At 64.4% G+C, this 25,767-nt stretch carries 19 protein-coding genes and 1 pseudogene; 10 read left to right on the top strand and 10 right to left on the bottom strand.

All coding sequences use genetic code 11. From position 1 onward, the window contains the following. Complete coding sequence (locus tag GDH07_RS25040) at window positions 1-1,056, bottom strand: sugar phosphate isomerase/epimerase family protein (protein WP_022639304.1); 1,056 nt, start codon at window positions 1,054-1,056, stop codon at window positions 1-3. Between the two features lie 226 nt (window positions 1,057-1,282). Beyond that, window positions 1,283-3,028, bottom strand: a complete 1,746-nt coding sequence (locus GDH07_RS25045) for an amidohydrolase (protein WP_152899233.1) — start codon at window positions 3,026-3,028, stop codon at window positions 1,283-1,285. Window positions 3,029-3,133: 105 nt separating this feature from the next. Here GDH07_RS25045 and GDH07_RS25050 point away from each other — a divergent pair. Further along, window positions 3,134-4,048 (top strand): annotated as a pseudogene (locus GDH07_RS25050) (LysR family transcriptional regulator). Between the two features lie 12 nt (window positions 4,049-4,060). Here GDH07_RS25050 and GDH07_RS25055 read toward each other — a convergent pair. Then, entirely contained in the window at window positions 4,061-4,540 is a 480-nt protein-coding gene (locus tag GDH07_RS25055) for an Lrp/AsnC family transcriptional regulator (RefSeq protein ID WP_152899234.1), read from the bottom strand. Window positions 4,541-4,663: 123 nt separating this feature from the next. Here GDH07_RS25055 and GDH07_RS25060 point away from each other — a divergent pair, with 123 nt between their 5' ends. The 7 genes from GDH07_RS25060 (at window position 4,664) to GDH07_RS25090 (ending at window position 14,412) form a co-directional block, all read left to right on the top strand. Then, entirely contained in the window at window positions 4,664-5,902 is a 1,239-nt protein-coding gene (locus GDH07_RS25060; RefSeq protein WP_152899235.1) for a methionine gamma-lyase, read from the top strand. Window positions 5,903-6,005: 103 nt separating this feature from the next. Next, a complete protein-coding gene (locus GDH07_RS25065; RefSeq protein ID WP_152899236.1) occupies window positions 6,006-7,139 on the top strand; it encodes a branched-chain amino acid ABC transporter substrate-binding protein in 1,134 nt (377 codons plus the stop codon). A gap of 714 nt (window positions 7,140-7,853) precedes the next feature. Beyond that, window positions 7,854-8,399, top strand: a complete 546-nt coding sequence (locus GDH07_RS25070) for a phage tail protein (RefSeq protein WP_152899237.1) — start codon at window positions 7,854-7,856, stop codon at window positions 8,397-8,399. 35 nt (window positions 8,400-8,434) lie between these two features. Continuing rightward, window positions 8,435-9,010: a phage tail protein gene (locus GDH07_RS25075; protein ID WP_152899238.1), complete on the top strand. Its 576-nt coding sequence runs from the start codon at window positions 8,435-8,437 to the stop codon at window positions 9,008-9,010. Between the two features lie 30 nt (window positions 9,011-9,040). Then, a complete protein-coding gene (locus GDH07_RS25080; protein WP_152899239.1) occupies window positions 9,041-9,580 on the top strand; it encodes a phage tail protein in 540 nt (179 codons plus the stop codon). After that, window positions 9,580-10,116 carry a GNAT family N-acetyltransferase gene (locus GDH07_RS25085; protein ID WP_152899240.1) on the top strand — a complete coding sequence of 179 codons (537 nt, stop codon included), beginning with the start codon at window positions 9,580-9,582 and terminating at the stop codon, window positions 10,114-10,116. The genes GDH07_RS25080 and GDH07_RS25085 overlap by 1 nt, the downstream gene beginning before the upstream one ends. A gap of 114 nt (window positions 10,117-10,230) precedes the next feature. Continuing rightward, window positions 10,231-14,412, top strand: coding sequence for a putative Ig domain-containing protein (locus GDH07_RS25090; RefSeq protein ID WP_152899241.1), 4,182 nt, complete (start codon window positions 10,231-10,233; stop codon window positions 14,410-14,412). 148 nt (window positions 14,413-14,560) lie between these two features. Here GDH07_RS25090 and GDH07_RS25095 read toward each other — a convergent pair whose 3' ends face one another. From GDH07_RS25095 to GDH07_RS25125, 7 genes are all read right to left on the bottom strand, one after another. Continuing rightward, complete coding sequence (locus GDH07_RS25095) at window positions 14,561-15,961, bottom strand: aspartate aminotransferase family protein (protein ID WP_152899242.1); 1,401 nt, start codon at window positions 15,959-15,961, stop codon at window positions 14,561-14,563. After that, window positions 15,958-17,403 (bottom strand): APC family permease, encoded by a 1,446-nt coding sequence (locus GDH07_RS25100; RefSeq protein ID WP_022639309.1) that lies wholly within the window; start codon window positions 17,401-17,403, stop codon window positions 15,958-15,960. Before GDH07_RS25100 ends, GDH07_RS25095 begins: the two co-directional genes overlap by 4 nt. A gap of 91 nt (window positions 17,404-17,494) precedes the next feature. Next, window positions 17,495-18,985 carry an aldehyde dehydrogenase gene (locus GDH07_RS25105; RefSeq protein WP_343038336.1) on the bottom strand — a complete coding sequence of 497 codons (1,491 nt, stop codon included), beginning with the start codon at window positions 18,983-18,985 and terminating at the stop codon, window positions 17,495-17,497. 220 nt (window positions 18,986-19,205) lie between these two features. Next, window positions 19,206-20,369: an acetylornithine deacetylase gene (gene argE / locus GDH07_RS25110; protein WP_152899243.1), complete on the bottom strand. Its 1,164-nt coding sequence runs from the start codon at window positions 20,367-20,369 to the stop codon at window positions 19,206-19,208. After that, window positions 20,362-21,039: a DUF1028 domain-containing protein gene (locus GDH07_RS25115; protein WP_152899244.1), complete on the bottom strand. Its 678-nt coding sequence runs from the start codon at window positions 21,037-21,039 to the stop codon at window positions 20,362-20,364. Before GDH07_RS25115 ends, argE begins: the two co-directional genes overlap by 8 nt. Window positions 21,040-21,097: 58 nt before the next feature. After that, window positions 21,098-21,508, bottom strand: a complete 411-nt coding sequence (locus GDH07_RS25120) for a RidA family protein (protein ID WP_152899245.1) — start codon at window positions 21,506-21,508, stop codon at window positions 21,098-21,100. Beyond that, window positions 21,508-22,806, bottom strand: coding sequence for a flavin-containing monooxygenase (locus GDH07_RS25125; RefSeq protein ID WP_053130994.1), 1,299 nt, complete (start codon window positions 22,804-22,806; stop codon window positions 21,508-21,510). Before GDH07_RS25125 ends, GDH07_RS25120 begins: the two co-directional genes overlap by 1 nt. A gap of 414 nt (window positions 22,807-23,220) precedes the next feature. On the opposite strand from GDH07_RS25125, the gene nspC reads away from it, so the two are divergent. Both nspC and GDH07_RS25135 read left to right on the top strand, forming a co-directional pair. Further along, window positions 23,221-24,318, top strand: coding sequence for a carboxynorspermidine decarboxylase (nspC, locus tag GDH07_RS25130; RefSeq protein ID WP_053130996.1), 1,098 nt, complete (start codon window positions 23,221-23,223; stop codon window positions 24,316-24,318). 31 nt (window positions 24,319-24,349) lie between these two features. After that, window positions 24,350-25,594: a saccharopine dehydrogenase family protein gene (locus GDH07_RS25135; RefSeq protein WP_031320027.1), complete on the top strand. Its 1,245-nt coding sequence runs from the start codon at window positions 24,350-24,352 to the stop codon at window positions 25,592-25,594. Window positions 25,595-25,767 lie beyond the last annotated feature (173 nt).

Here is a 25,767-nt window from a genome sequence, read left to right on the forward strand (position 1 = left end):
TCAGGCGATGCCGAGCATGGCGTTGATCTGTTGGCGGTCGATGCGGGCACCGGCGAAGTCGTCGAAGATCCGTTCGGTGACGCGGATCATGTGGCGGTTGATGAACTCCACGCCTTCCCGGGCGCCGTCCTCCTGGTCCTTGAGGCAGCACTCCCACTCCAGGGTCGCCCAGCCGCCGTAGTCGTATTGCGCCAGCTTGGAAAAGATCCCCTTGAAATCCACCTGGCCGTCGCCGAGCGAACGGAACCGCCCGGCCCGCTCGACCCAGGAGCTGTAGCCGCCGTAGATGCCCTGGCGCCCGCTGGGATTGAACTCGGCATCCTTGACGTGAAACATGCGGATGCGCTCGTGGTAGATGTCCAGGTACGCCAGGTAGTCCAGTTGCTGCAGCACGAAGTGGCTGGGATCGAAAAGGATGTGGCAACGCGGATGCCGATCCACCAGGTCGAAGAAGCGCTCGAAACTGGTGCCGTCGTGCAGGTCCTCGCTGGGATGGATCTCGTAGCACAGGTTGACCCCCTGCTCGTCGCAGGCATCGAGGATCGGCCGCCAGCGCCGCGCCAGTTCGGCGAACGCGGTCTCGATCAGGCCGTCGGGGCGCTGGGGAAAGGGAAACAGGTAGGGCCAGGCCAGCGAGCCGGAGAAAGTGCCCATGTCATCCAGCCCCAGGCGCCGGGAAGCCCGCGCCGCCAGTTGCATGCGTTCCATGGCCCAGTCGGTGCGCGCCTTGGGATTGCCGCGCAGGGCCTCGGGGGCGAAGTTGTCGCACATCGCGTCGTAGGCCGGGTGTACCGCCACCAGCTGGCCGAAGATGTGGGTGGTCAGCTCGCTGATCACCAGGCCGTGCTCGGCCAGTTGACCCTTGACCTCATCGCAGTAGTCCTGGCTGTGCGCCGCTGTGGCGACATCGAACAGCCGCTCGTCCCAGGCCGGGACCTGCAACGCCTTGAAACCCAGGTCGGCGGCCCAGCGGGCAATGCCCGGCAGGTCATTGAATGGCGCCGTGTCGGCGCTGAACTGCGCCAGGTGCAGGCTGGGACCCTTGAGGGTTTTCATCGAACGCTCCTATTATTTGTCGATTGACAAAGAATAGGAACAAGCCGCTGCCAACGTCAACTGTTCAATCGTCGGAAAGGCCCTGGCGCAGGCCTTCTCCGCCATTGGAAAAAACGCCGAAGCCCAGGTAAATCAACGTCTCCAACACCATCGACGGAGCCTGATCGACGGCTGAAAAAAAGCCCGCGAACAGGGTCGCGGGCCGCTTTGGCGCAATGGCCCGAGGTCATTCGCTCGGGCGGCGGTAGACCTCGCGACCGGCGAAATAGGTGCTCAGCACCTGGGTGTCGGCCAATTGCTCATCGGGGACCTGGAACACATCGCGATCGAGCACTATCAGGTCGGCCTGCTTGCCCGGGACCAGGCTGCCGATCTGCTGTTCCAGGCCGATGGCGCGGGCGGCATTGCGGGTGTAGGCGTAGAACATGGCCTGGCGGTCGATACCCTCGTTCTTGTTCAACACCCCCTTGGGGCCCTTGCGACTGACCGCCTGGGCGATGGCCTTCCATGGCTCGGGCGTGCTCACCGGCCAATCGCTGGCACCGGCGATGGTGGCGCCGTTCTTGAACAACGAGCGCGCCGGGTACATGAACTGAAACTGCATGGCCGTGATGTAGGGCTTGAGCAGATCGATGCTCAGCTCATCGGCGGAAGCCCAATACAGCTGCATCGAGGCGATCACGTCCAGCGGCTTGAAGCGCGCGAATTCCTTGGGATTGACCATTTGCAAGTGGGTGATCGAGTGCACCACGCCGCTATGGCGCTGGCGCCGGGCTTGCTCGATGCCGTTGAGCGACTCACGCACCGCGCGATCGCCGATGGCGTGCACATGCACCAGCCAGCCACGGGCGTCGGCGGCGCTGACCAGCTCGCCGAAATGCGCCGGGTCGATCAGCAGCTCGCCGCCCTTTTGCGAGTTCTTGTAGGGCGTCAGCAAGGACGCGGTCTGGGCCGGGAACTCGGCGACGCCATCGGCGAAGATCTTGATCCCCGGCAAGCTCAGGTTGGGCACATCGAGAAACTGCCGGCGCACCTGGTCCAGCACCGCAAGATCCGCTGGCCGGCTCTTGGGATTGGCCACCATCAGCGCAGCGACCCGCAGCTCCAGTTCGCCTTGCTCGGCCAGCGCCTTGTACACCGGCAAGACGCCCACGGTCTGGGCCGTGGGATGCATGGCGAACAGCGCGTCACTGGGTACCGCGTTGGCCGCCGGGTCCATCAGCGCGGTGATGCCCAGGCTGTGGTTCAGGTCCCTGGCGGCACGCCCGGCCTCGAGCATCTGTTCGAAACTCGGCGCCGGGACCTGGGAGGTCAGGGCCGAGAGCCCGGCATCGGCGACGAAGCCATTGGGCGTGCCATCGGGATGGTGACCGATGGTCGCCACCGCCTCGCCCGTCAGCGCCTTGACCCGCTGGGCGTCGATGCCGGCGCGCTTGAGCATGGCGCGGTTGGCCCAGCCAGTGTGGTAGTCCCAGCCGACGAACAGAATCGGTGTATCCGCCCACTCGCCCTGATTGAAGCGTTGCTCCAGCGCATCCACCTGGCTCCAGTAGGTGGAAGGAAAACCGCTGACGCTCAGGGTATCGCCATGGCGCGCCTTGCCGTCGTCGCGCCAGCCGCGCAGGCGCCGCTCCAGTTCATCCAGCGGCAACTGCTGGCTTTCCAGGTCCGCGGCCTTGAGCTTGAGACCGCCGAAGATCGCGTGGCTGTGACTGTCGATGAAGCCGGGCATCAGCACCTTGCCCTGCAAGTCGACCACCTGGGTGCCGGCCGCCTTGAGCGCCAGCACCTGGGCGTCGCTGCCGACCTTGACGATCCGCCCCTGCTCCACCGCCACCGCCTGCTGCAGGGGCTGGCCCTGCTCGGCGGTAAACACCTTGCCGTTGTAGAGCAGCAGGTCCACCGCTGCCAGGCTCGACAGCGATGTACCAACCAGCGCCGAGGCCAGCATGATCTTCAGAGCGTTTTTCATTGTCGTTGGCACCCCTTGGTCAGAATGGCCACGAGACTAGCCAAGCCCGGGGGGATTTAAGAATACTGCGCCGAGCAACTCATTCTTTCCAAAGAGGCAAGACCCATGGACCAACTGGGCGCCATCAGCATGTTCGTCGCCACCGCCGACCAGGGCAGCTTCACCCGCGCCGCCGCCTGCCTGGGCAAGACCACCTCGGCCCTGACCAAGGCGGTGACGCACTTGGAGACCCAACTGGGCACGCGGCTGTTCGAACGCTCCACGCGCCGCATCGCCCTGACCGAGGCCGGGCATCTCTACCTGGCCAGTGCTCGCCAGGTGCTGTTCCAACTGCAACAGGCCCAGGAACACATCGACCAACTGCAACAGGAAATGTGCGGCACCTTGCGCCTGGTGGCACCGCCCTCCTTTGCCCCGGCCTTTCTCAACGCGGTGTGCTACCGCTTTCTCGAGCTCTACCCGCAGATGCGCCTGGAGGTGGAGCTGACCGACGAGTTCGTCGACCTGCTCGCTGGCGGCTACGACCTGGCGGTGCGCGACGGCCCGGTGGACCTGCCGGACCTGATCGCCCGGCCACTGACCGCCAATCGCATTCTGCTCTGTGCCAGCCCGCGCTACCTGCAACGCAAGCCGCTGGCGGTGACCCCGCAGACTTTCCACGAACACGACTGGCTGATCTTCCGCCACCCGGCGCTGAACCCGCACTTCTGGCGCTTCAGCCTCGGGGGCCAGCAGCATCGAGTGGCCCAGCCCGTGCCACGGCTGGCCAGCGACAACTACGATTTCCTGTTCGGCGCGCTGCTGGCCGGCCTGGGCCTGTAACTGTGCCCGCAGTGGAGCGCGGCGCCCTACCTGCAACGCGGCGAACTGGTGCAACTGCTACCGGAGGCAGTGCTCGATCCGGAGCAGTTCGGCCCGCGGATCCACGCGATCTACCCGGTGCACCGGCGGCAAACGCGCAAGCACCAGGCGTTCATCGAATGCCTGAAAGAGCACCTGGACCAGCAGCACTTGCACTGATCCGCGCTGCCGTCAGCCGCCTTGCTGCAGCACCGGGATCAACCGCGCCGGCTTGACCGACTTGAACGAGAAACTGGAGTAGATCTCCTTGACCGCCGGCAAGGTCTGCAGCACCTCGCGGGCGAACTCGCCGAAGGACTCTAGGTCCTTGGCCAGCACTTCGAGGAGAAAGTCATAACGCCCGGAGACGTTGTGGCAGGCGATGATCTCGGGAATCTCCAGCAACCGTTGCTCGAAGGCCCGGGCGGTCTCGCGGGAGTGGGATTCCATCATGACGCTGACGAAGGCGGTGACGCCGTAGCCCAGGGCCTTGGGCGAGAGGATCGCCTGGTAGCCGGTGATCACCCCGCTCTCTTCCAGGAGCTTGACCCGGCGCCAGCAGGGAGAGGTGGTGAGCGCGACACTGTCGGCCAGTTCGGCGGTGGTCAGCCGTGCGTTGTCTTGCAGCGCGACCAGCAGGGCTTTGTCGGTACGATCCAGGCCAGCGGGCATATTTTGCCTCTTAATCTTGTTTTTATGGTTTTTTATTCCAATCGAGCGCTTTTACAGGGGCCAGATTAGAAAATATTGCGCCGGATTTGAGCATAGCATTAGAGCAAATCAGGAGCGTCCACCATGAACAATAAAAACAGTGACCTTGGTTTTTCCACCCGCGCCATCCATCACGGCTACGACCCCCAGCAGCACCAGGGTGCGTTGATCCCGCCGATCTACCTGACGTCCACCTTCACCTTCGCCACTGCCGAATACGGCGCGGGTTGCTTTGCCGGCGAAGAGCCCGGCTATTTCTACACCCGTATCGGCAACCCGACCCTGGCCCTGCTGGAGTCACGCATGGCCGACCTGGAACACGGCGAGGCCGCGGTGGCCTTCGGCTCCGGCATGGGGGCCATCGCCGCCACTCTCTGGACCTTGCTGCGTCCGGGGGACGAGATCCTGGTCAACCGTACCCTCTACGGCTGCACCTTCGCCCTGCTGCACCACGGCCTCGGTGAATTCGGGGTCAAGGTGCGCCATGTGGACATGGCCGAGCCAGGCCAGTTGCAGGCCGCCATCAGCCCCGATACGCGGGTGATCTACTTCGAATCGCCAGCCAACCCCAATATGCAATTGGTCGACATCGGCGCCGTGGCCGCGATCGCCCACCAGTACCGCGACCTCACCCTGGTGGTAGACAACACCTACTGCACGCCCTACCTGCAGCGCCCCCTGGAACTGGGTGCGGACCTGGTGCTGCATTCGGCCACCAAGTACCTGAGCGGCCACGGCGACATCACCGCCGGCGTAGTCGTCACCCGCCAGGAACTGGCGCAGAAGATCCGCCTGCAAGGCCTGAAGGACCTGACCGGCGCCGTGCTGTCGCCCCAGGATGCCTTCCTGCTGATGCGTGGACTCAAGACCCTGGCCCTGCGCATGGACCGCCACTGCGCCAACGCCCTGGCCGTGGCTCGCTACCTGGAGGCGCATCCGCTGGTGCAATGGGTGGCTTACCCCGGCCTGCCGTCCTTCGCCCAGTACGCCCTGGCCCGGCAACAGATGAAATTGCCCGGCGGCATGATCGCCTTCGAACTCAAGGGTGGCCTGGCCACCGGCACCCGTTTCATGAATGCCCTGCAACTGTTCAGCCGGGCGGTGAGCCTGGGGGATGCCGAGTCCCTGGCCCAGCACCCGGCGAGCATGACCCATTCCACCTACAGCCCCGAGGAGCGCGCCGAGCACGGCATCGCCGAAGGCCTGGTACGCCTGTCGGTGGGCCTCGAGGACATCGACGACCTGCTGGCCGACCTCGACCAGGCCCTGCAAGCCTGCGCCGCCACCGCGCCGCTGCTGGCCTTCGGCAAGGCGCTGCCCTGAACCGGACCAGTTGCAAACTACCATCCGGATGGCCGCCGAGCCGGCCATCCATGCAGCACCCGCAACACCCTTAGAACCGTTACCCACAGGAGTGGAACCAACAATGAGTCGTATCAATAACAAAGCCACCCAACTGCTCAGCGCCATGATCCTCGCCGGTCTCGCCTGCCATTCCCTGGCCGCCGACACCATCCGGATCGGTATCGCCGGGGCCAAGACCGGCCCGGTAGCGCAATACGGCGACATGCAGTTCAGCGGCGCGCGCATGGCCATCGAGCAGATCAACGCCAAGGGCGGCGTCGACGGCAAGAAGCTCGAAGCCGTTGAATACGACGACGCCTGCGATCCCAAGCAAGCGGTGGCCGTGGCCAACAAGGTGGTCAATGACGGCGTCAAGTACGTGGTCGGCCACCTGTGCTCCAGTTCCACCCAGCCAGCGTCGGACATCTATGAAGACGAAGGCATCGTGATGATCACCCCGGCCGCCACCAGCCCGGAGCTGACCTCCCGTGGCTACAAAATGGTGTTCCGCACCATCGGCCTGGACAATGCCCAGGGTCCGGCGGCAGCGCGCTACATCGCCAAGCTCAAGCCCACCAACGTCGCCGTGCTCCACGACAAGCAGCAGTACGGTGAAGGTATCGCCAGCTCGGTCAAGGACATCCTTGGCAAGGAAGGTATCAAGGTGGCGATGTTCGAAGGCATCAACGTTGGCGAGCGCGACTACTCCTCGATCCTGGCCAAGATCAAGCAGGCCAACGTCGACTTCGTGTACTTCGGCGGCTACCACCCGGAAATGGGCCTGCTGCTGCGCCAGGCCAAGGAAAAGGGCCTGACCGCACGCTTCATGGGGCCTGAGGGCGTGGGCAACGACTCCATCTCGCAGATCGCCAAGGATGCCTCCGAAGGCATGTTGGTGACCCTGCCCAAGTCCTTCGACCAGGACCCGGCGAACAAGGAGCTGGTGGCAGCCTTCGAAGCCAAGAAGGAAAACCCCAGCGGCCCATTCGTGCTGCCCTCCTACTCGGCAGTAGAGGTGATTGCCGGCGCCATCGCCGCAGCCAAGAGTGAAGATCCGGAGAAGGTCGCCGAGGCGATCCACGCCGGTACCTTCAAGACCCCGACCGGGGACCTGAGCTTCGATGAAAAAGGCGACCTCAAGGACTTCAAGTTCGTGGTCTACGAGTGGCACTACGGCAAGCCGAAGACAGCAACGGCCGATAACGCCGGGCTCTAAAGTCCCGTACCGGGCGCCGCCAATCTGGCGGCGCCCGGACGCTTTCAGGTGCAAGGCCTGAAAGCGTCCGGCAAGACGGCCCTCCTGGAGCCAAACTTTTCGCCATAATTCCCGAGTACTCTAGTTGGGAATAAGTTGAAATCCTGGTAACAAAAAGAACCACGCCAGGTAACACTTCCCTCTATCTCCATTCTAAAACCATACCCCCCAATCACTTTTAAATCAGGTCAGGTTTTTTCTGAAAATCGTTAGCGTGCTTTGTTTTATCCGCAACTTTAAATCCTGAAACCTGCCCTGCAAGCTCAACTAAAATTCGCTCTAGAGCCCTGAAAAGCCCGAGACAGAAGGCCCCTGCCATTAATGAAAGCCCAAACCATGGGGCGACAAGCTGTCGCTCGAACGCCTGCCCCTGTTAGGCAAAGGTCGCGCCATGGCGGTAACCAAGCACCCAATCAAGGCATTCTGCCATCCAACTAAAACGTTAAAGCTAAAAACCAGTCCTCCAGCAAGCGTTACCGCCAAAGATGAAACTAATGTTACTGCACAAGCGAAAAACCACCGCAACTAAAAAGTCAATAAAGACAGATGCCAGCTCCACTTATTTCAGCAAAAAAATACTGTTTGCTAACTAAATTATATTTTGTATATCGTGCGCAACATCAAATTGCCAGCTTTAGAAGTCACTTCAGCCAGCATCTTTAAGGAGAGAAGAACATGGATCCCTTTCTCGGCGAAATCCGCCTGTTCCCCTGGGGTTGGGCACCTGAAGGCTGGCTCCCGTGCGAGGGGCAAATCTTGCCATTCAACAGCAACGTGGCGCTGGCCTCCCTGCTGGGCAAGACCTTCGGTGGCGATGGCACCACCACCTTCGGCCTGCCGGACCTGCGTGGCCGGGTAGCCCTGGGACAGAACCTCAAGCCCTCGACTGTTCCTCCGATCATGGATGTCCATGTGCTGGGCACTCAGGGCGGCACTGAAACAGTGGCCATGCCGCAAAGTTCGCTGCTCGCGCACACCCATGCCACCCATGTCTCGAATACCACCGGTAACGCTGGCCCTGCCGGCAACATTCCCGCCATCAGCTCGAACACCGCGGGCGCGGTTGCAAAACCGACCTACGCCCTGGCGGCGAACAATCCTATGCGCATCAACAGCGCCACGGTCGCTCCGACCGAGGGCTTGCCCATGCAGAACATGCAACCTTCCATCGTCGGCTGTTTCTGCATTGCCACGACCGGCACCTACCCTCCGCGCCCCTAACGGCTATCTACAGGCCCTCAAGCAAGGAAACTGATATGTCTGAAGCCTTCGTCGGAGAGATCCGCATATTCGCTGGTAACTATCCACCTCAAGGTTGGACAGTGTGTGACGGCAAGCTTCTCTCGATCAACGACTACCAAATCCTGTATTCGCTACTGGGTACCCTGTACGGCGGCAACGGCACCACCACCTTCGCCGTGCCGAACTACTCCGACCGCCTCGTTGTAGGGATGGGAAGTGGTCCGGGCCTGACCCCAAGGGCACTGGTGACAACCATGGGAGTGACAGCAGTCACCATGCGCCCGGAGAACACGCCAAGCCATAGCCACTCCTTCAACGTGAGCACCGACAACGCCACCTCCTCAGAACCCTCCCCCGCGGCCACTCCCAAGAAGATGACCTTCGGCACGTTCCCGGGTGCGGGCATCATCACTGGCCTGTACAGCAAGGGAACCGGTACCTCTCCCGCCCAAGCCCTGGACCCGGCCTTTCTCGACACGGCGCTGATCCCCCCCAGCATCAACGCGACCCCTCATTCAAACCTGATGGGCTCACTGAGCATCTGCTACATCATTTGCCTGGCCGGCCTGTACCCGACCCGCAGCCAGTAACTTTTATCACTCAATCTGGAATGACCGATCATGGACGCGTTTACCGGTGAAATCAGACTGTTCCCCTACAACTTCGCACCGCGAAACTGGGCCTATTGCGATGGTTCGACCCTTACTGTCCAACAGAATCCGGGGCTCTTTTCGGTCATTGGCAACATGTATGGCGGCACTCCAGGGATAACCTTCCAACTGCCCGATCTCAGCGGACGCGTCGCCATGGGTGCCGGAGCCCTCAGCCAGTTCGCCGTGGGTATCAAGATGGGCGCCGACCGGATACAGCTGCAGCCCAATAACATCTCGTCCCATACCCACTTGGTCCTGGCCAAGGACGGCAGCGAAACGGCAGCGGCCCTGGACACCCCCAACAACACCGCTTACCTGGCACAACCACGCAATGTGCGCTTGTACAGCACCGTCATCCCGACGTCGGGCGACCAAACGCTGGACCCCGGTACAGTGGGACCGGCCGGCAACCCCACGATCCCGCCGACGATGCGCAACACCATGCAGCCCTACCTGACGTTGTGCTATTGCATCTGCCTGGATGGCGAGTACCCGATCAAACCCTGATGACGTACTCCACGCACCTCCCACCAACGGCAGGCCCCCAGGTCGTACTGCGCCAGCAGGACGACCTCGATCGGGCGTTTCTGCATGGGCTGTACCTGTCGCGCCGCTGGGCCGAGGTCAGCGCGGTGCCCGGCTGGCATGACGCCCAGCGCCGTGCCTTCCTGGTGTCCCAGGCTGAGTTGCAACGCCAGCACTATGAAAAACACTACCCCGCGGCGGATTTCCTGATCATCGAGCAGGCGGGCCTCCCCATCGGGCGCCTGTGCGTGAATCGCCAGGCGAACGATGTGCGCATCGTCGATATCGCCCTGCTCCCGGCTTGGCACGGCCAGGGCATTGGCACGCAATTACTGCAGAGCCTGCTCGCCGAGGCCGATGCCCTGGGCCGCTCCTGCAGCCTGAGCGTCGAACAAGGCAGCCCGGCCCGCAGGCTCTATGAGCGCCTGGGCTTCCAGAGCGGCGCCGAAAGCGGCCTCTATACCCAGATGCAGCGGCCCGTCCGGCCTGTTGCACAAGAGGACCTCGACAACCCTTGAGTGTCGTGCAGGACCTGGCCATTGGGCCGGTTGTAGCGATGTTGTAACCGCTTGACCTTTATCAACATTCACGCTGGACACGACCCGCAAGCCGGTCGCAAGGCAGGAAGCCCCATGAAAACGCCACTTATCGCGCTAGGTACCTGGGTGAAACGCCCACTGCTTTCACTCTTTATGCTGCTGGTCATGCTGCCCCTGGCGAACCAGGCAATGGCCGCGGCTCCAGTGATCACCAGCCCGGCCTCGGGCAGTACCTTGCCCAGCGTGGCGGTGGGCCAGTCCATGAGCATCCCCATCAGTTCCACTGGCGGAGCCCTGCCTCTGGACAAGTGGGTGGAATGCGATGCCAACGACCCGGACTACGATGGCGTGACCCCCTGCCTGCCCTCGGGCCTGATCCTCGATCCGTCACCGGGCAGCGCAACCACCACGCTTCACGGCGCTCCAACCACCGCCGGCAGCTACACCTTCAGCATCACCCTCAATGACGGCCTGAATCAGGGCGGTGTCGCCACCTACACCCTGTTGGTCACGGGCGGGGCAACGCCGACCCTGACGTCGGTCTCCCCCAACACCGGCACCACCGCCGGCGCTACCGCCGTCACCCTGAGCGGCACCAACCTGACCGGGGCGACCGCGGTCAGCTTTGGCGGCACGGCCGCCACGGGTTTTAGCGTCAGCAATGCCAGCACCATCACCGCCACTACCCCGGCCCACGCCGCTGGCGCGGTGAATGTGATGGTTACCACCCCAAGCGGCACGGCGACCCTGACCAATGCCTATACCTATGCCGTGCCGGCTCCGACCGTTGGCCCGGTAAGCGCCACGGTCGTGGCCAACAGCAGCAGCAACCCGATCACCCTGAGCCTGAGTGGCGGCGCGGCCACCAGCGTGGCCGTCTCCACCGCCGCGACCCACGGCACCGCCACCGCCACGGGCACCAGCATCACCTACACACCCACCGCCGGTTACTCCGGCAGCGACACCTTTGCCTATACCGCCACCAACGCCAGCGGCACCTCCAGCCCGGCCACCGTGACCATCACCGTCAGTGCGCCGACCCTGGCGATAACGCCGACCACTGTGCCCAACGGCACTCAGGGCACGGCCTACAGCACGACCCTGACTGCCTCCGGCGGCACTGCGCCCTACACCTACGCAATCACCAGCGGCAGCCTGCCGGCCGGGCTGAGCCTGCACACCAGCAGCGGTTTGGTCAGTGGCACACCGAGCGCCAGTGGCACCGCCAACCTGACCGTCACCGCCACCGACGCCAACAGCGCCACCGGCTCCAGGGCCTACACCTTGACGATCAACGCTCAGGCGCCGGTTGCCAACGCCGTCAGCGCCACGGTCGTGGCCAACAGCAGCAGCAACCCGATCACCCTGAATATCACCGGTGGCACCGCTGCCAGCGTGGCCGTCGCCACCGCCGCGACCCACGGGACCGCTACCGCCACGGGCACCAGCATCACCTACACACCCACCGCCGGTTACTCCGGCAGCGACACCTTCGCCTATACCGCCACCAACGCCAGCGGCACCTCCAGCCCGGCCACCGTGACCATCACCGTCAGCGCTCCCACCCTGGTGATTACTCCGGCCAGTTTCAGCAATGGTACGGTGGGCACGGCCTACAGCATCATTCTCAGCACCAGCGGCGGCACGGCGCCCTACTCCTACAACATCACCAGCGGCAGCCTGCCTTCCGGGCTGAGCCTGAATACCATCACCGGCGCGATCAACGGTACGCCAACGGCCAGCGGCACCAGCAACCTGACCATCACCAGCACCGACAACAACGGTGTTACAGGCAACCAGGCCTATTCCCTGCAAATCAATGCACAGGCCCCAGTAGCCAACTCGGTCAGCGCCACGTTGGCAGCCAACAGCATCAGTAACCCGATCACCCTGAGCCTGAGTGGCGGTGCCGCCACCAGCGTGGCCGTCTCCACCGCCGCGACCCACGGCACCGCTACCGCCACCGGCACCAGCATCACCTACACCCCTGCCCCTGGTTACTCCGGCAGCGACACCTTCGCCTATACCGCCACCAACGCCAGCGGCACCTCCAGCCCGGCCACCGTGAGCCTCACCATCAACGCTCCAACCCTGGTGATTACTCCGGCCAGTTTCACCAATGGCACGGTGGGCACGGCCTACAGCACCATTCTCAGCACCAGCGGCGGTACTGTGCCCTACTCCTACAACATCACCAGCGGCAGTCTGCCCGCGGGCCTGAGCCTGAACACTCTCACCGGCGCGATCAGCGGTACGCCAACGGCCAGCGGCACCAGCAACCTGACCATCACTAGCACCGACAACAACGGTGTTACAGGCAACCAGGCCTATTCCCTGCAAATCAATGCACAGGCCCCAGTAGCCAACTCGGTCAGCGCCACGGTCGCGGCCAACAGCAGCAGTAACTCGATCACGTTGAGCATCACCGGCGGTGCTGCTACCAGCGTGGCCGTCTCCACCGCCGCGACCCACGGCACCGCTACCGCCACCGGCACCAGCATCACCTACACACCCACTGCCGGTTATTCCGGCAACGACACCTTCGCCTATACCGCCACCAACGCCAGTGGCACTTCGAGCCCGGCCACCGTGACCCTCACCGTCAGTGCACCGACCCTGAGTATCAACCCCGCGACCCTGGGCGCAGGCACCAGCGGCACGGCCTACAGCGCGGTCCTCAGCAGTTCCGGAGGCAGCGCGCCCTACACCTACAGCATCACCAGCGGCAGCCTGCCCGCTGGCCTGAGCCTGAACTCCAGCACCGGGACAATCAGCGGTACGCCAACGGCCAGCGGCACCAGCAACCTGACCCTCACCAGCACCGATAGCAACGGCGCCACGGGCTCGCGGGCCTACTCGATCAGCATCAGCGCCGTGCCCATCAGCGTGCCGGCCTCCAGCCAGATCCTCTCGGCCGGAGAAGAAGCCATCGTCGACCTGACCCAAGGCGCCACGGGCGGCCCCTTCACCCAGGTCATCCTGGGTACGGTGAGTCCGGCCTCGGCCGGTAGGGCCATGATGCGCGGCCCCTTCTCGATGCGCTTCGTGCCCTCGGCGGCCTTTGCCGGTACCGCGATCATCAGCTTCAGGTTGCACAACGGCACGGGCTCCAGCGCTGCCAGCACGTTCAGCTTCATCGTCCAGCCGCGTCCGGACCCCACCAAGGATGGCGAAGTGATCGGCCTGCTCAATGCCCAAAGCCGGAGCGCAGAACGCTTTGCCAGTACCCAGATGGACAACTTCAACCATCGACTGGAACAACTGCATCAAATGCGTTGCGAGCGCAATTCGTTCAATGCCAGCCTGCGCAAGGACGGTAGCGACCTGCCCCTGGGCGAGATGGCCAAGGCCATCGAGCAGCAACTGGGGAGTTCGGCAAACCAGACCGAGCAGCAAAAACGCGAAGCTGCGAGCGCTGCGCAAAATGGCGAGTGCCAACAGCAGGCCCTGGCGTTCTGGAGCGATGGTTTCGTCAACAACGGCTCGACCCATGCCCGCGGCGCCCGTGACAACAGCTTCACCACCATGGGCCTGAGCGCCGGTGCCGACTATCGCCTGTCGCCTACCGTCATCGCCGGTATAGGCATCGGCTACGGCACTGATCGCAGCGAGATTGGCGACCACAAGACCCGCAGCGATGCGGACGCCATCGGCATCGCCACCTATCTGAGCCTGAACCCCGCCTCGCAGTTCTACCTGGACGGCTTGCTGGGCTATAACCGCATCAGCTTCGATTCGCGTCGCTACATCACCGGCAGCGCCAACGACTACGCCCGTGGCTCGCGCGATGCCGACCAGTTGTTCGCGTCCCTCACCGCCAGCTACGAATACCGCCAGGGCCAGCTGTCGCTGACGCCCTATGGGCGTTTCAATGCCAGCACCACGCGCCTGGACGCCTTCAGAGAAAACGGTGGAGGCATCTACAGCCTGTCCTATGAGGAACAGCGCCAGCAGAACTTCACGTCCTACCTGGGCCTGCGTACCGGCTATGACCTGATGACCCGGGTCGGTGTGGTCACTCCCAAGGTAGGCCTGGCTTGGGGGCACAATTTCAGCACCCACAGCGACTACAAGATGCGCTACACCGACCAGGGCGACGAGGGCATCTTGTATCGCCTCAAGCCTGACGCCCAGGACAGCGATTTCGCCAGCCTGGACATGGGTATGGACTTCAACCTCGGACGCGCCTGGCAACTGGGCTTCTCCTACAAGACCGCCCTGGGCTCCGATGAGCGCAACGACAGCTTCCGCCTGGGCCTGAACGGCAAGTTCTAGACCTAAAATAGGCTAGCGGTAGTGGCCGGCACCATGCAGCGGGAACCCCTTCCCCTGTACTGCAGAAAAAAACACCCCGCCGGAGCCAGGCTCCGGCGGGGTGTTTTTTCTCACCCGATAACGGATCGGGACAAGCGCCTATCGACCATCAGGCCGCTGGCAAGCTCCCGGCGTCGATCTCACCTGCGGTGCGCTCCAGCGCGCGACGGGTCTTGTCCACCAGCTCGTCGATATCCGTCCGAGTCGCCACCAGGGCCGGGGCCATGATCATCCGGCCCAGGGTCGAGCGAATGATCACCCCCTCCTCGAAACCCAGGGTGCGACAGCGCCAGGCGATGTCGTTCTCGTTGGCGAAGCGCTGGCGGCTGGCCTTGTCCTTGGCCAATTGCAAGGCGGCCACCAGACCGGTGCCCTGGATCTCTCCAATCAGCGGATGGTTGCCGAACACCTCCCGCAGGCACTGCTGCAAGTACGGGCCGGTATCGTCGCGGACCCGGTCCACCACGCCCTCGTCGCGCAAGGCCTTGAGGTTGGCGATGGCCACGGCCGCCGCCACCGGATGCCCGGAATAGGTCAGGCCGTGGGCGAACACGCCACCCTCCTCCACCAGCACCTGGGCGATGCGCTTGCCCAGCACCAGGCCACCCATGGGCACGTAGCCACTGGTCAGGCCCTTGGCGATGGACAGGGTGTCGGGCTCGAAACCGAAATGCTGGTGGGCGAACCACTGGCCGGTGCGCCCGAACCCGCCGATCACCTCGTCGGCGCACAGCAGCACGTCGTACTGGCGGCAGATGCGCTGGATCTCTGGCCAGTAGCTTTGCGGCGGGAAGATCATGCCCCCTGCGCCCTGGAAGGGTTCGGCGATGAACCCGGCGACGTTCTCGGCCCCCAGTTCGAGGATCTTCTCCTCCAATTGCCGGGCGCAACGCAGGCCGAACTCGGCCGGGCTCAAGTTGCCCTCATGGGCGAACCAGTAGGGTTCGTCGATATGCGCGACATCCGGAATCAGCCCGCCCATTTCATGCATGAACTTCATGCCGCCCAGGGCCGTGGCCGCGAGCGTCGAGCCGTGATAGCCGTTCCAGCGGCCGATCATCACCTTCTTCTGCGGCTGGCCGAGGATCTGCCAGTAGCGGCGCACAGTGCGGATCAGCACCTCATTGGCCTCGGAACCGGAATTGGTGTAGATGGCATGGCTGTAGTGCGCCGGCAACAGGCTGAACAACAGCTCGGACAACTCCACCACCGCCGGGTGGGTGGTGTGGAAGAACATGTTGTAGTACGGCAGCTGTTCGAGCTGGGCCGTGGCCGCGGCCGCCAGGTCCTTGCGGCCATAACCGAGGTTGGTGCACCACAGGCCGGACATGCCATCCAGGTAGCGCTTGCCGTCGTTGTCCCAGAGCTGCAGGCCCTGGCCACGCACGATCACCCGTGGGCCCTCGGCGTTCAGGGCCTTCTGGTCGAGGAAGGCGTGGATATGGTGCGCCGCGTCCAGATCCTGGTAGTCCCGGGTGCTGCGCTGCGGCTGGGGATTGGAAGCACTCATGGTCGTTCTCCTGCACTGTAGGTGGATTGCTCGGAAGGGGTTGTCGGGGCGGCCGGCACCAGGGGTTCGGGGACGAACAGCGGCTTGTGCATCACTAGCTTGACCCAGAGCACGGCGATCAACGAGATGATCCCCAGCACCACCCCGGCGCTGCCGAAGATCCGCGCAGTCATCTCCGGCGCCGGCGAAGCGTGGTAGATCGCGAACAGCATGCCGCCGATACCCACCACCTGGGGCCAGGGATAGAACGGCGAGCGGAACGGCCGGGGCGCGTCCGGATAGCGCCGGCGCAGGGCGATCACGTCGATGTGCACGATGATGTAGGCCAAGAGCCAGGCCAGGGCCGCGGCCAGCAACAGCAGGCTGACCGAATCCGGGTCCTGGCCCAGCAACAGGATCGGCAGGCCGGTGATGGCGGCGATGAACAGCACCGCTACCCAGGGCGTGCGGGTGCCCGTGCTCAGGCGCTTGAACTGGGGAAAGGCCTGACCGTTCTGGGCCATGCCGTAGAGCATGCGGGGCAGCGCCGCCAGTGACGAGTTGACCGTGCTGCAGGTAGCGGTGAGCACCGCGCCCACCAGGAACGCCTTGCCGGTCTCGCCGAACACCGTGGTGGCGAACAGGAAATGCGGCAGCGGATCGCTCGCCAGCTGGTCCCGGGGGATGCACAGCAAGGCGCCCAGACAATACAGGGTGATCACCAGGAAAATCAGGCTCAGGCCGATGATCATCGAGCGCGGGATATTGCGCTCCGGACGCTTGGTCTCCTCCACCAGCGGGCAGACGAACTCGGCGCCGACGAAGCCCCAGATGGCCATTGCCGCCAGAGCCAGGGCCCCGAAGTGCAGCGGGTTCCAGCCCTGGTCCAGGGGCAGTTGCAGGTCGGCCTGGGGACTGCCGATGGCCCCCAGGCCCAGGGTCAGCAAGATCACCACCATCACCACCGCCAACACCGTCTGCAGCTTGGCGAACACGTCGATGCCCAGCAGGTTGAGCACGGTGAAGGTGCCCAGCACGCCATAGGCCACCACCATGGGCGGCAGCGCGCCGGGGTAGACCTTGCCGATGATCAGGTCCAGGAGCAGCAGCTCGGCGGACAGGGCGAACATCGCCACCACCATGTAGCCGGAGAAGGTCGCGAGGATCGCCGGGAAGTGCCCGATGGCCACCTCGGTGTAGCTGCTCAGGCTACCGGCCCGGGGCACCAGCAGCGCCAGTTCGGAAAACGACAAGGCATAGGTAAGGGCCAGCAGGTAGCCCAGCAGCAGCGGGATGAAGAACCCCATGCCGGCCATGCCTGCGCCTTGCAGCATCATCACCATCACTCCCTGGGAAACCACCAGGCCCACGGCCACCGAGATCAGCGAGCCCAGGCCCAGGACCCGGCGCAAACCACCCTTGGCGGCGGAACCCGTGGCCCCGTCCAAGACATTCGTCGTCATGCCACATACTCCGTTCTTATTGTTGTGAGCCTGCCGCCAGGGCGGCAGGCGCGACGGCACCCGCACGGCGCCGCAAGGCATCGAGCAGGATTCAGCGCAGCTGGAACCAGGTGGTCTTGAGCTGGGTGTATTTATCGAAGGCATGCAGCGACAGGTCGCGGCCGAAACCCGACTGCCGGGCACCGCCAAAGGGCACGGTGACGTCCAGGGCATCCACGGTGTTCACCGACACGGTGCCGACCCGCAGCTGCCGGGCCACGCGATGGGCCCGGTTGAGGTCGTCGGTCCACAGCGAGGCCGCCAGGCCGTAGACGCTGTCGTTGGCCAGGGCGATGGCCTGTTCCTCGCTGTCGAATGCGCTCACCGCCAGCACTGGGCCGAACACCTCTTCGCGGGCGATGCTCATCTGCGGCTGGACACCGGTGAAGATGGTCGGCTCGATGTAGTTTTCGCTGTCGTCGATCCGCAGGCGCCGGCCACCACAGGCCAACTGCGCGCCCTGTTCCCGGGCCCGCTCGATATGGGCCATGACACTGGCAGCCTGGCGTGCATCGACCATGGCCCCGGCGCGGCTGGCCGGGTCCAGGGGATTGCCGGGGCGCCAGTCCCGGGCCTTGGCCAGCAGGCGCTCGACGAATTCATCGTGGATGCTGCGCTGCACCAGCAACCGCGAGTTGGCCGAGCACACCTCGCCCTGGTTGTAGAAGATGCCGAATGCGGCCTTCTCGGCGGCCAGGTCCAGGTCCTGGCAATCGGCGAACACCAGGTTCGGACTCTTGCCGCCACACTCCAGCCAGACCTGCTTGAGGTTGGACTGCGCCGAATACTGCATGAAGTACTTGCCCACCTCGGTGGACCCGGTGAATACCAGGCAGTCCACATCCGGGTGAAAGCCCAGGGCGCGCCCGGCCTCGGGCCCCAGGCCCGGCACCACGTTGAGCACGCCTTCGGGCAGACCAGCCTCCAGCGCCAGCTCGGCCAGGCGCAGGGCCGAGAACGGCGATTGCTCGGCGGGCTTGAGCACCACCGAGTTGCCGGTCGCCAGGGCCGGTGCCAACTTCCAGGCGGCCATGTCCAGGGGATAGTTCCAGGGCACCACGGCAGCGACCACTCCCAGTGGCTCGCGGCGGATGCTGACATGGCTGTCGGCCGCGCCGGGGGCTACCTGGTCGTAGAGTTTGTCGATGCTCTCGGCGTACCAGGCGAAGACGTTGGCGGCGCCAGGCACATCGACATTCCAGGCTTCCATCACCGGCTTGCCCATGTTCAGCGAATCCAGCAAGGCCAGCTCCTCGCGGTGCTCGAGCAGCAACTGGGCCAGGCGCAGCAGTACCCGCTTGCGCTGTACGGGGGCCATGCGCGCCCAGGGCCCCTGTTCATAGGCTTGGCGGGCGTTGGCCACTGCCAGCTCGACATCGTCGGCATTGCAGGCACTGACCTGGGCCAGCACCTGGCCGGTGGCGGGGTTGATGGCGTCGAAGGTCGCGCCTGACCGCGCCGGCTGGCGGCGTCCGCCGATCAGCGCCTGGTCTATGAATGTCTGTTGGGCAGCCCGTTGCTGCCAGTAACGAAGATCGAACACGCTGCATGCCCTCGTCGGCCGTTGCGACGGCCTGGTTGTTATAGGAGTTCAAGGCGATGGTGCGTCACTGGGGAGCGGAGGAAAAATACTAAAAATATGCTCCAGTCCCATGAAAAAGCTCTGTAGCAAGATAAGCCTCGAAAGCCCGTCGCAGAGCCCTCGCGAACCGCAGCCCGGGCTGGCGCGCGGGGCTGTGCCAGGGTCGGCGGACGAGATCGATTCAGGCCGGTTGCGCCAGCCAGTCCACCAGGCGCAGCAGCAGCGCATCGCAGGCCGCGAGCTGCTCCAGGCTGATGAACTCATCCGGCTTGTGTCCCTGGTCCATGCTGCCCGGCCCACACACCACCGTGGGAATGCCGGCCTCATGGAACAAGCCGCCCTCGGTGCCGAAGGCCACGGTGCCAAACTCCCGGGAGCCACTGAGCAGCGCCAGCAGTTCGGCAGCCTCGCTGTCGGGCGCGGTAGCCAGCCCCGGATAGGCGCTCAAGGGCTGCAGGTCGATGGCGGTATCGGCCTGCACGGCGCGCATCCCAGGCAGCAACTGCTGCTGGGCATAGTCTTGCAACTCGTCCACCACCTGCTGGGGGTCGAAGCCCGGCAGGGTGCGCACCTCGAAATCGAACTGGCAATCCTGCGGCACGATGTTCAATGCCCGGCCGCCACGGATGATGCCGGTCTGCAGCGTGGTGAAAGGCGGATCGAACCGTCGGTCATGGTGCTGCGGCTGCGCCAGGCGGGTACCGATCTCCCCGAGCTCGCCGATCAACCGCGCCGCGTACTCGATGGCGTTGACCCCCTGGGGCGCATAGGCCGAATGACAAGCGACGCCCCGCACCTGGCAGCGCATGGCCAGCTTGCCCTTGTGCCCCAGCACTGGCCGCAGCTCGGTGGGTTCGCCGATCAGGCACAGCAACGGCCGGTGCGCTCGGGCCTGCAAGCGGGCGAGCATCGGCCTTACGCCGAGGCAACCCACCTCCTCGTCATAAGAGAACGCCAGGTGCACGGGTAGCCGCAACGGCCGCCGGAGCAAGGCCGGTACCGCCGCCAGCACCGCGGCGATGAACCCCTTCATGTCTGCCGTGCCACGCCCGTACAGGCGCCCTTCATGCTCGCTCAGCACGAAGGGCTCCACCGTCCAGGCCTGGCCATCCACCGGGACCACGTCGGTGTGGCCGGAGAGCACGATGCCGCCACGGTCGTCGGGACCGATGCTGGCGAACAGGTTGGCCTTGGTGCGCTCGGGGTTGTAGATCAGCTCGCTGTCGACCCCGAGGCCCGCCAGGTAATCGCGGATGAAGGCAATCAGCTCCAGGTTGGAATCACGACTGACCGTGGCGAAGCCCACCAACCGTGCCAGCAGTTCGCGGCTCGACGGCTCATTCATTGCCCGGCACTCCATAGCTGGGGGCCGCCGTGGGGTCCAGGGCCCGGGTCAGGTAGTCCTGCATCTGCGGGCGATAGGCTTGCCACAGATCATTGAGCTGACCGATGGGGTTCTCTTCGGCCCAGTCCACCCGCAGGTCGACCACGGGCCAGGTCAGGTCGTCCGCCACCATCAGCGCCGCCGAATGCACCGGCCCGGCCTCGCCGCCGGCGCGCATCGCGGCGTGCATCGCCGCCAGCAAGCGTTCGGCGAGCATCCCCGGGGTGCCCTCGAAGGCTTGGACCATGGCCTCGATGACCTCGGTCCCGGCCAACAGGTTGCCGGCCGCTACGCACTGCTCGCCAGCCACGGCGTTGTGGGTGCCCAGGGCCTGCTGGCCGCTGAACAGCGCGGTGCGCCCCTGGTCGTCGATTACCGTGACCTGGCGGTACTGGCTCCAGCCATTGCGCCCCAGGGCCTGTTGCAGCGCCTGCTGCGGTTCCAGCTTGTAGCTCTCCAGCAGGTCGAGGATCTGCGGCCCCAGGGCCGGCAGGGTGACGTTCTGGGTGGCTACCGCCCCGACCCCGGCCCGCACCCAGGGACAGCGTGCGCCCACGGCGATGCTCGAGGAACTGATGGCAATGCCCAGCTGGCCGGTTTCGGCGCAGCGCCCAACGATGGAAAAAGTCATGGCAACGATAGCTCCTGGGGCGGGCCAAGCGGCGCCGCCGAACTCCACAGTACGGCACTCACTCGGGAATCACCGCGATCACGTCGATCTCCATCAGCCACTGGGGCTGGCCCAGGGCCGCGACCACCAGGCCGGTGGAGATCGGGAACACGCCCTTGAGCCACTTGCCCACCTCCTGGTAGACCGGCTCGCGATAGCGCGGATCGATGAGGTAGGTAGTGGTCTTGACGATATGGGCCAGCTCGCTGCCGGCCTCCTCCAGCAACTGCTTGACGTTCTTCATCGCCTGTTCGGCCTGGGCTCGTGGATCGCCGAGCCCCACCAGGTTGCCGGCGAAATCGGTGCCCACCTGGCCCCGGACATACACCGTGTTGCCGGCGCGCACCGCCTGGCAGAGGTCGTTGTCCAGGGTCTGGTTGGGATAGGTGTCCTTGGTGTTGAACATGCGGATACGGGTATGGACTGGCATCAACGGGCTCCCACGGAACTGAAGGTATGGACGCTGGACTCGGCCGGCTCGCTGCCATAGGCCTGGTACTTGCGCTGGGTGGCGATGTGATCGGCGATGTGCTTGGCGTCGTGCCAGACACCCCAGATGAACGACGAACCGCGCCGTGACAGCCACGGCAGGCCGAGGAAGTAGATCCCCGGCTCGCGGGACACGCCGCGCTGGTGCAAGGGCTTGCCCTGTTCGCTGAAGGTGTCGACCTGCAACCAGGAAAAATCCACGGCATAACCGGTGGCCCAGATGATCGAGGTGATGCCCGCGGCCCGCAGGTCCAGCTCGAGGATCGGTCGCGTCACGCACTCTGGGTCCGGCAGGCGTCGCCGGGCTTCGGGTTCGGCCGGCAGGTCGAGGCCGTTGCGGACGATGTAGGCGTCGGCGGCATCCAGCAGGGCCAGGTAGTTCTCGTCGCCCCGGGCGAGGTTGTCCACCAGGTCGGCCTGGAAGCTCACCCGGTCGCCGTCGAAGGCCTTGGTCAACCCCACCAGGGTGATTCCCTGGTGGGCCAGGGCACGGAAATCGATGGTCCGGCCGCCACGGGCACCACTGACGGCGATAGTCACGTGCTCGCGGCCGGGCTTGGCGATTTCGGCGTCCCACTCCCCCAGGACCCCGAGCCACCAGCAGAAATCACGGCCACGGTAGGCGCGTGGCGGCCGGTCGTGGGCGCCCACCGACAGGTACACCTGGCGGCCGGCACGTTGCAGCTCATCGGCGATCTGCACCCCGGACGATCCGGCGCCCACCACCAGCACCGCACCTGCCGGCAGTTGTTGCGGGTTACGGTAGTCGGCGGAGTGGATCTGCAGGAGCCGGGTATCGACAGGAGCGATGGGCGGGATCACCGGGCGCTGGAACGGCCCGGTGGCCGCTACCACCCGATTGGCCTGGATCGGCCCCATGGACGTCTCGACCGTGAAGCCGGGACGGCCGACGTTGCGCTGCACCTGGCGCACTTCGACACCGGTACGGATCGGCGCGTCGACCTGGCGGGCATAGGCTTCGAAGTAGTCCGCCACCTGGTCCTTGGTGGCGAAGGCGTCGGGGCCCAGGTCGAATTCCAGCCCCGGGAAACGGTCGTGCCAGGCCGGGCCGTTGGCCACCAGCGAATCCCAGCGGCCACTGCGCCAGGCCTCGGCGATGCGCTTGCGCTCCAGCACCAGGTGCGGCACGCCCAGCTTGCCCAGGTGCTCGCTCATGGCCACGCCGGCCTGGCCCGCACCCACCACCAGGGTATCCACGTGTATTTGTTCAACGCTCATGTCTGTGTCCTTCTGCGAGACGGCAGGCACCGGCGGAAGGCTCGGCGCCTTGTTTCAGAACCCGGGTTGTCAAGTCGGATGCGCAGATGGTGCGACAGGCGTTGGCGCAGGAAAATTACTAAATATGTGCTCGCTGGAGAGCAAAAAACGAGGCAGCTTGCGTGGGACATTCAGTGCTTGACCGGCGGCCGCTACGCGCCCGTGCGCAGCCTGCGGCAGTGGCTACAGGGCCTGCCTCGATGATCGGGTCCATGCCTGTGGTCGCTGCCGCGCCAAGGCCCGCAGGGCCTTCGGCCACCGCCCTGCCCCGTACAAGCGAGGCCGTCCGGCGAAAATCCATTTCCGTGCTTTCGATCTGTGGGCACTGAAGGCACAATGCGTACCTTTTTGGCTGGCCCTGCCGGAGATCGCCCAATGATCAAGACGCCTTACTACCTCATCGACAAACAGAAGCTGCTGGTCAACATGCAGAAGATCGCCTATGTGCGCGAGCAATCCGGCGCCAAGGCCCTGCTGGCCCTCAAATGCTTCGCTACCTGGTCGGTGTTCGACCTGATGCAGCAGTACATGGACGGCACCACTTCCTCGTCGCTGTACGAGCTCAAGCTGGGCCGGCAGAAGTTCGCGGGCGAGACCCATGCCTACAGCGTGGCCTGGGCCGACGATGAGATCGAGGAAATGCTCGATAACTGCGACAAGATCATCTTCAACTCCATCGGCCAGCTGCAGCGCTTCGCCGAACAGTCCGCTGGCAAGGTCCGCGGCCTGCGGGTCAACCCCCAGGTAAGCAGCTCCGACTACCTGCTGGCCGACCCGGCTCGTCCATTCAGCCGCCTGGGCGAATGGGACCCGGCGAAGATCGAGCAAGTGATCGAGCAGATCAGCGGCTTCATGTTCCACAACAATTGCGAGAACGGCGACTTCGGCCTGTTCGATCAGATGCTGAACCACATCGAGGAGCGCTTCGGCCACCTGCTGCACAAGGTCGAATGGGTCAGCCTGGGCGGCGGCATCCACTTCACCGGCGAAGACTATGCCCTGGATGCGTTCTGCGCCCGGCTCAAGGCCTTCTCCGAAAAGTACGGCGTGCAGGTGTACCTGGAGCCCGGCGAAGCGGCGATCACCCAGAGCGCCTCGCTGGAAACCACCGTGCTCGACACCCTGTACAACGGCAAGCACCTGGCGGTGGTGGACAGCTCCATCGAAGCGCACATGCTCGACCTGCTGATCTATCGCCTCAATGCCAAGATGGCCCCCAACGACGGCGAGCACACCTACATGGTCTGCGGCAAGTCGTGCCTGGCCGGCGACATCTTCGGCGAGTACCAATTCGAGCGTCCGCTGGCCATCGGCGATCGACTGTCGTTCGTTGACGCGGCGGGTTACACCATGGTCAAGAAAAACTGGTTCAACGGTCTGAAAATGCCGTCCATCGTCGTGAAACAACTCGACGGTAGTGTCGAAGTGGTTCGCGAGTTTGGTTTCGAAGACTACCTGTCCAGCCTTTCCTGAACGGGCAGGTAATTAAGGAGAAGTAAGTAAATTGAAGAAGAATGTTCTTATCATTGGTGCAGGAGGTGTCGCCAAGGTGGTGGCCCACAAGTGCGCGCAGCACAACGACGAACTCGGTCGTATTGCTATCGCGTCGCGCAACATCTCCAAATGCCAGGCCATCATCGAAAGCGTAAAGGCCAAGGGCAGCCTCAAGGTGCCCGCCGATATCCAGGCCTTCTCGCTTGACGCTCTGGATGTCGAGGCGACCAAGGCGCTGATCCGCGAGACCGAATCGCAGATCGTCATCAACGTCGGTTCCGCCTTCCTCAACATGTCGGTGCTGCGTGCCTGCATCGATACCGGCGTGGCCTACCTGGACACCGCGATCCACGAAGAGCCGGGCAAGATCTGCGAGACCCCACCGTGGTACGGCAACTACGAGTGGAAACATCTCGAGGAATGCCAGCAGAAGAACGTCACCGCCATCCTCGGCGTGGGCTTCGATCCGGGCGTGGTCAACGCCTACGCTGCCCTGGCCAAGCAACAGCATTTCGACCGCATCGACTCGATCGACATTCTCGACGTCAATGCCGGTTCCCATGGCAAGTATTTCGCCACCAATTTCGACCCGGAAATCAATTTCCGCGAATTCACCGGACAGGTGTGGAGCTGGCAGGACAGCCAGTGGACCAGCAACACCATGTTCGAAGTCAAGCGTACCGACGACCTGCCAGTGGTGGGCTCGCAAAACCTGTACCTGACCGGCCACGATGAAGTGCACTCGCTGTCCAAGAACCTGCAAGTGCCCAACGTACGCTTCTGGATGAGCTTCGGCGAGCATTACATCAACGTGTTCACCGTGTTGAAGAACCTGGGCCTGCTCTCCGAGCAGCCGGTCAAGACCGCTGAAGGCCTGGAAGTGGTGCCGCTCAAAGTGGTCAAGGCCGTACTGCCCGACCCGGCCTCCCTGGCCCCGGGCTACACCGGCAAGACCTGCATCGGCGACCTGGTCAAGGGCACCAAGGACGGCCAGCCGCGCGAGGTGTTCATCTACAACGTGGCCGACCACGAGGAAGCCTACGCCGAGACCGACAGCCAGGGCATTTCCTACACCGCAGGCGTGCCGCCAGTCGCCGCCGCCCTGCTGGTGGCCCGTGGCGAGTGGGATGTGCAGCGCATGGTCAACGTCGAGGAGCTGGCGGCCGAGCCGTTCCTCAAGGCGCTGGACGTGATGGGCCTGCCGACCCGCATCAAGGACGAGCATGGCGACCGTCCGTGGGACGCCGCCATCTAAGGTAGTCCCGAACGCAGGGGACGCCCGCCGCGGCGCCCCCTGCCCCGCCGGCGACACATCTTTCGTTTGTGCGCCGCTTTTGCATTTCTGTGCGACAGTTCCCCTTTCCGGGGCTCCCGCAGCCCTCCTGCGCAGTGTTAGCTTGGCAAGGTTTCTGTCTGGCCTATCAGACA

This window comes from Pseudomonas piscis, from assembly GCF_009380155.1.
GTDB classification, from domain to species: Bacteria; Pseudomonadota; Gammaproteobacteria; order Pseudomonadales; family Pseudomonadaceae; genus Aquipseudomonas; species Aquipseudomonas piscis.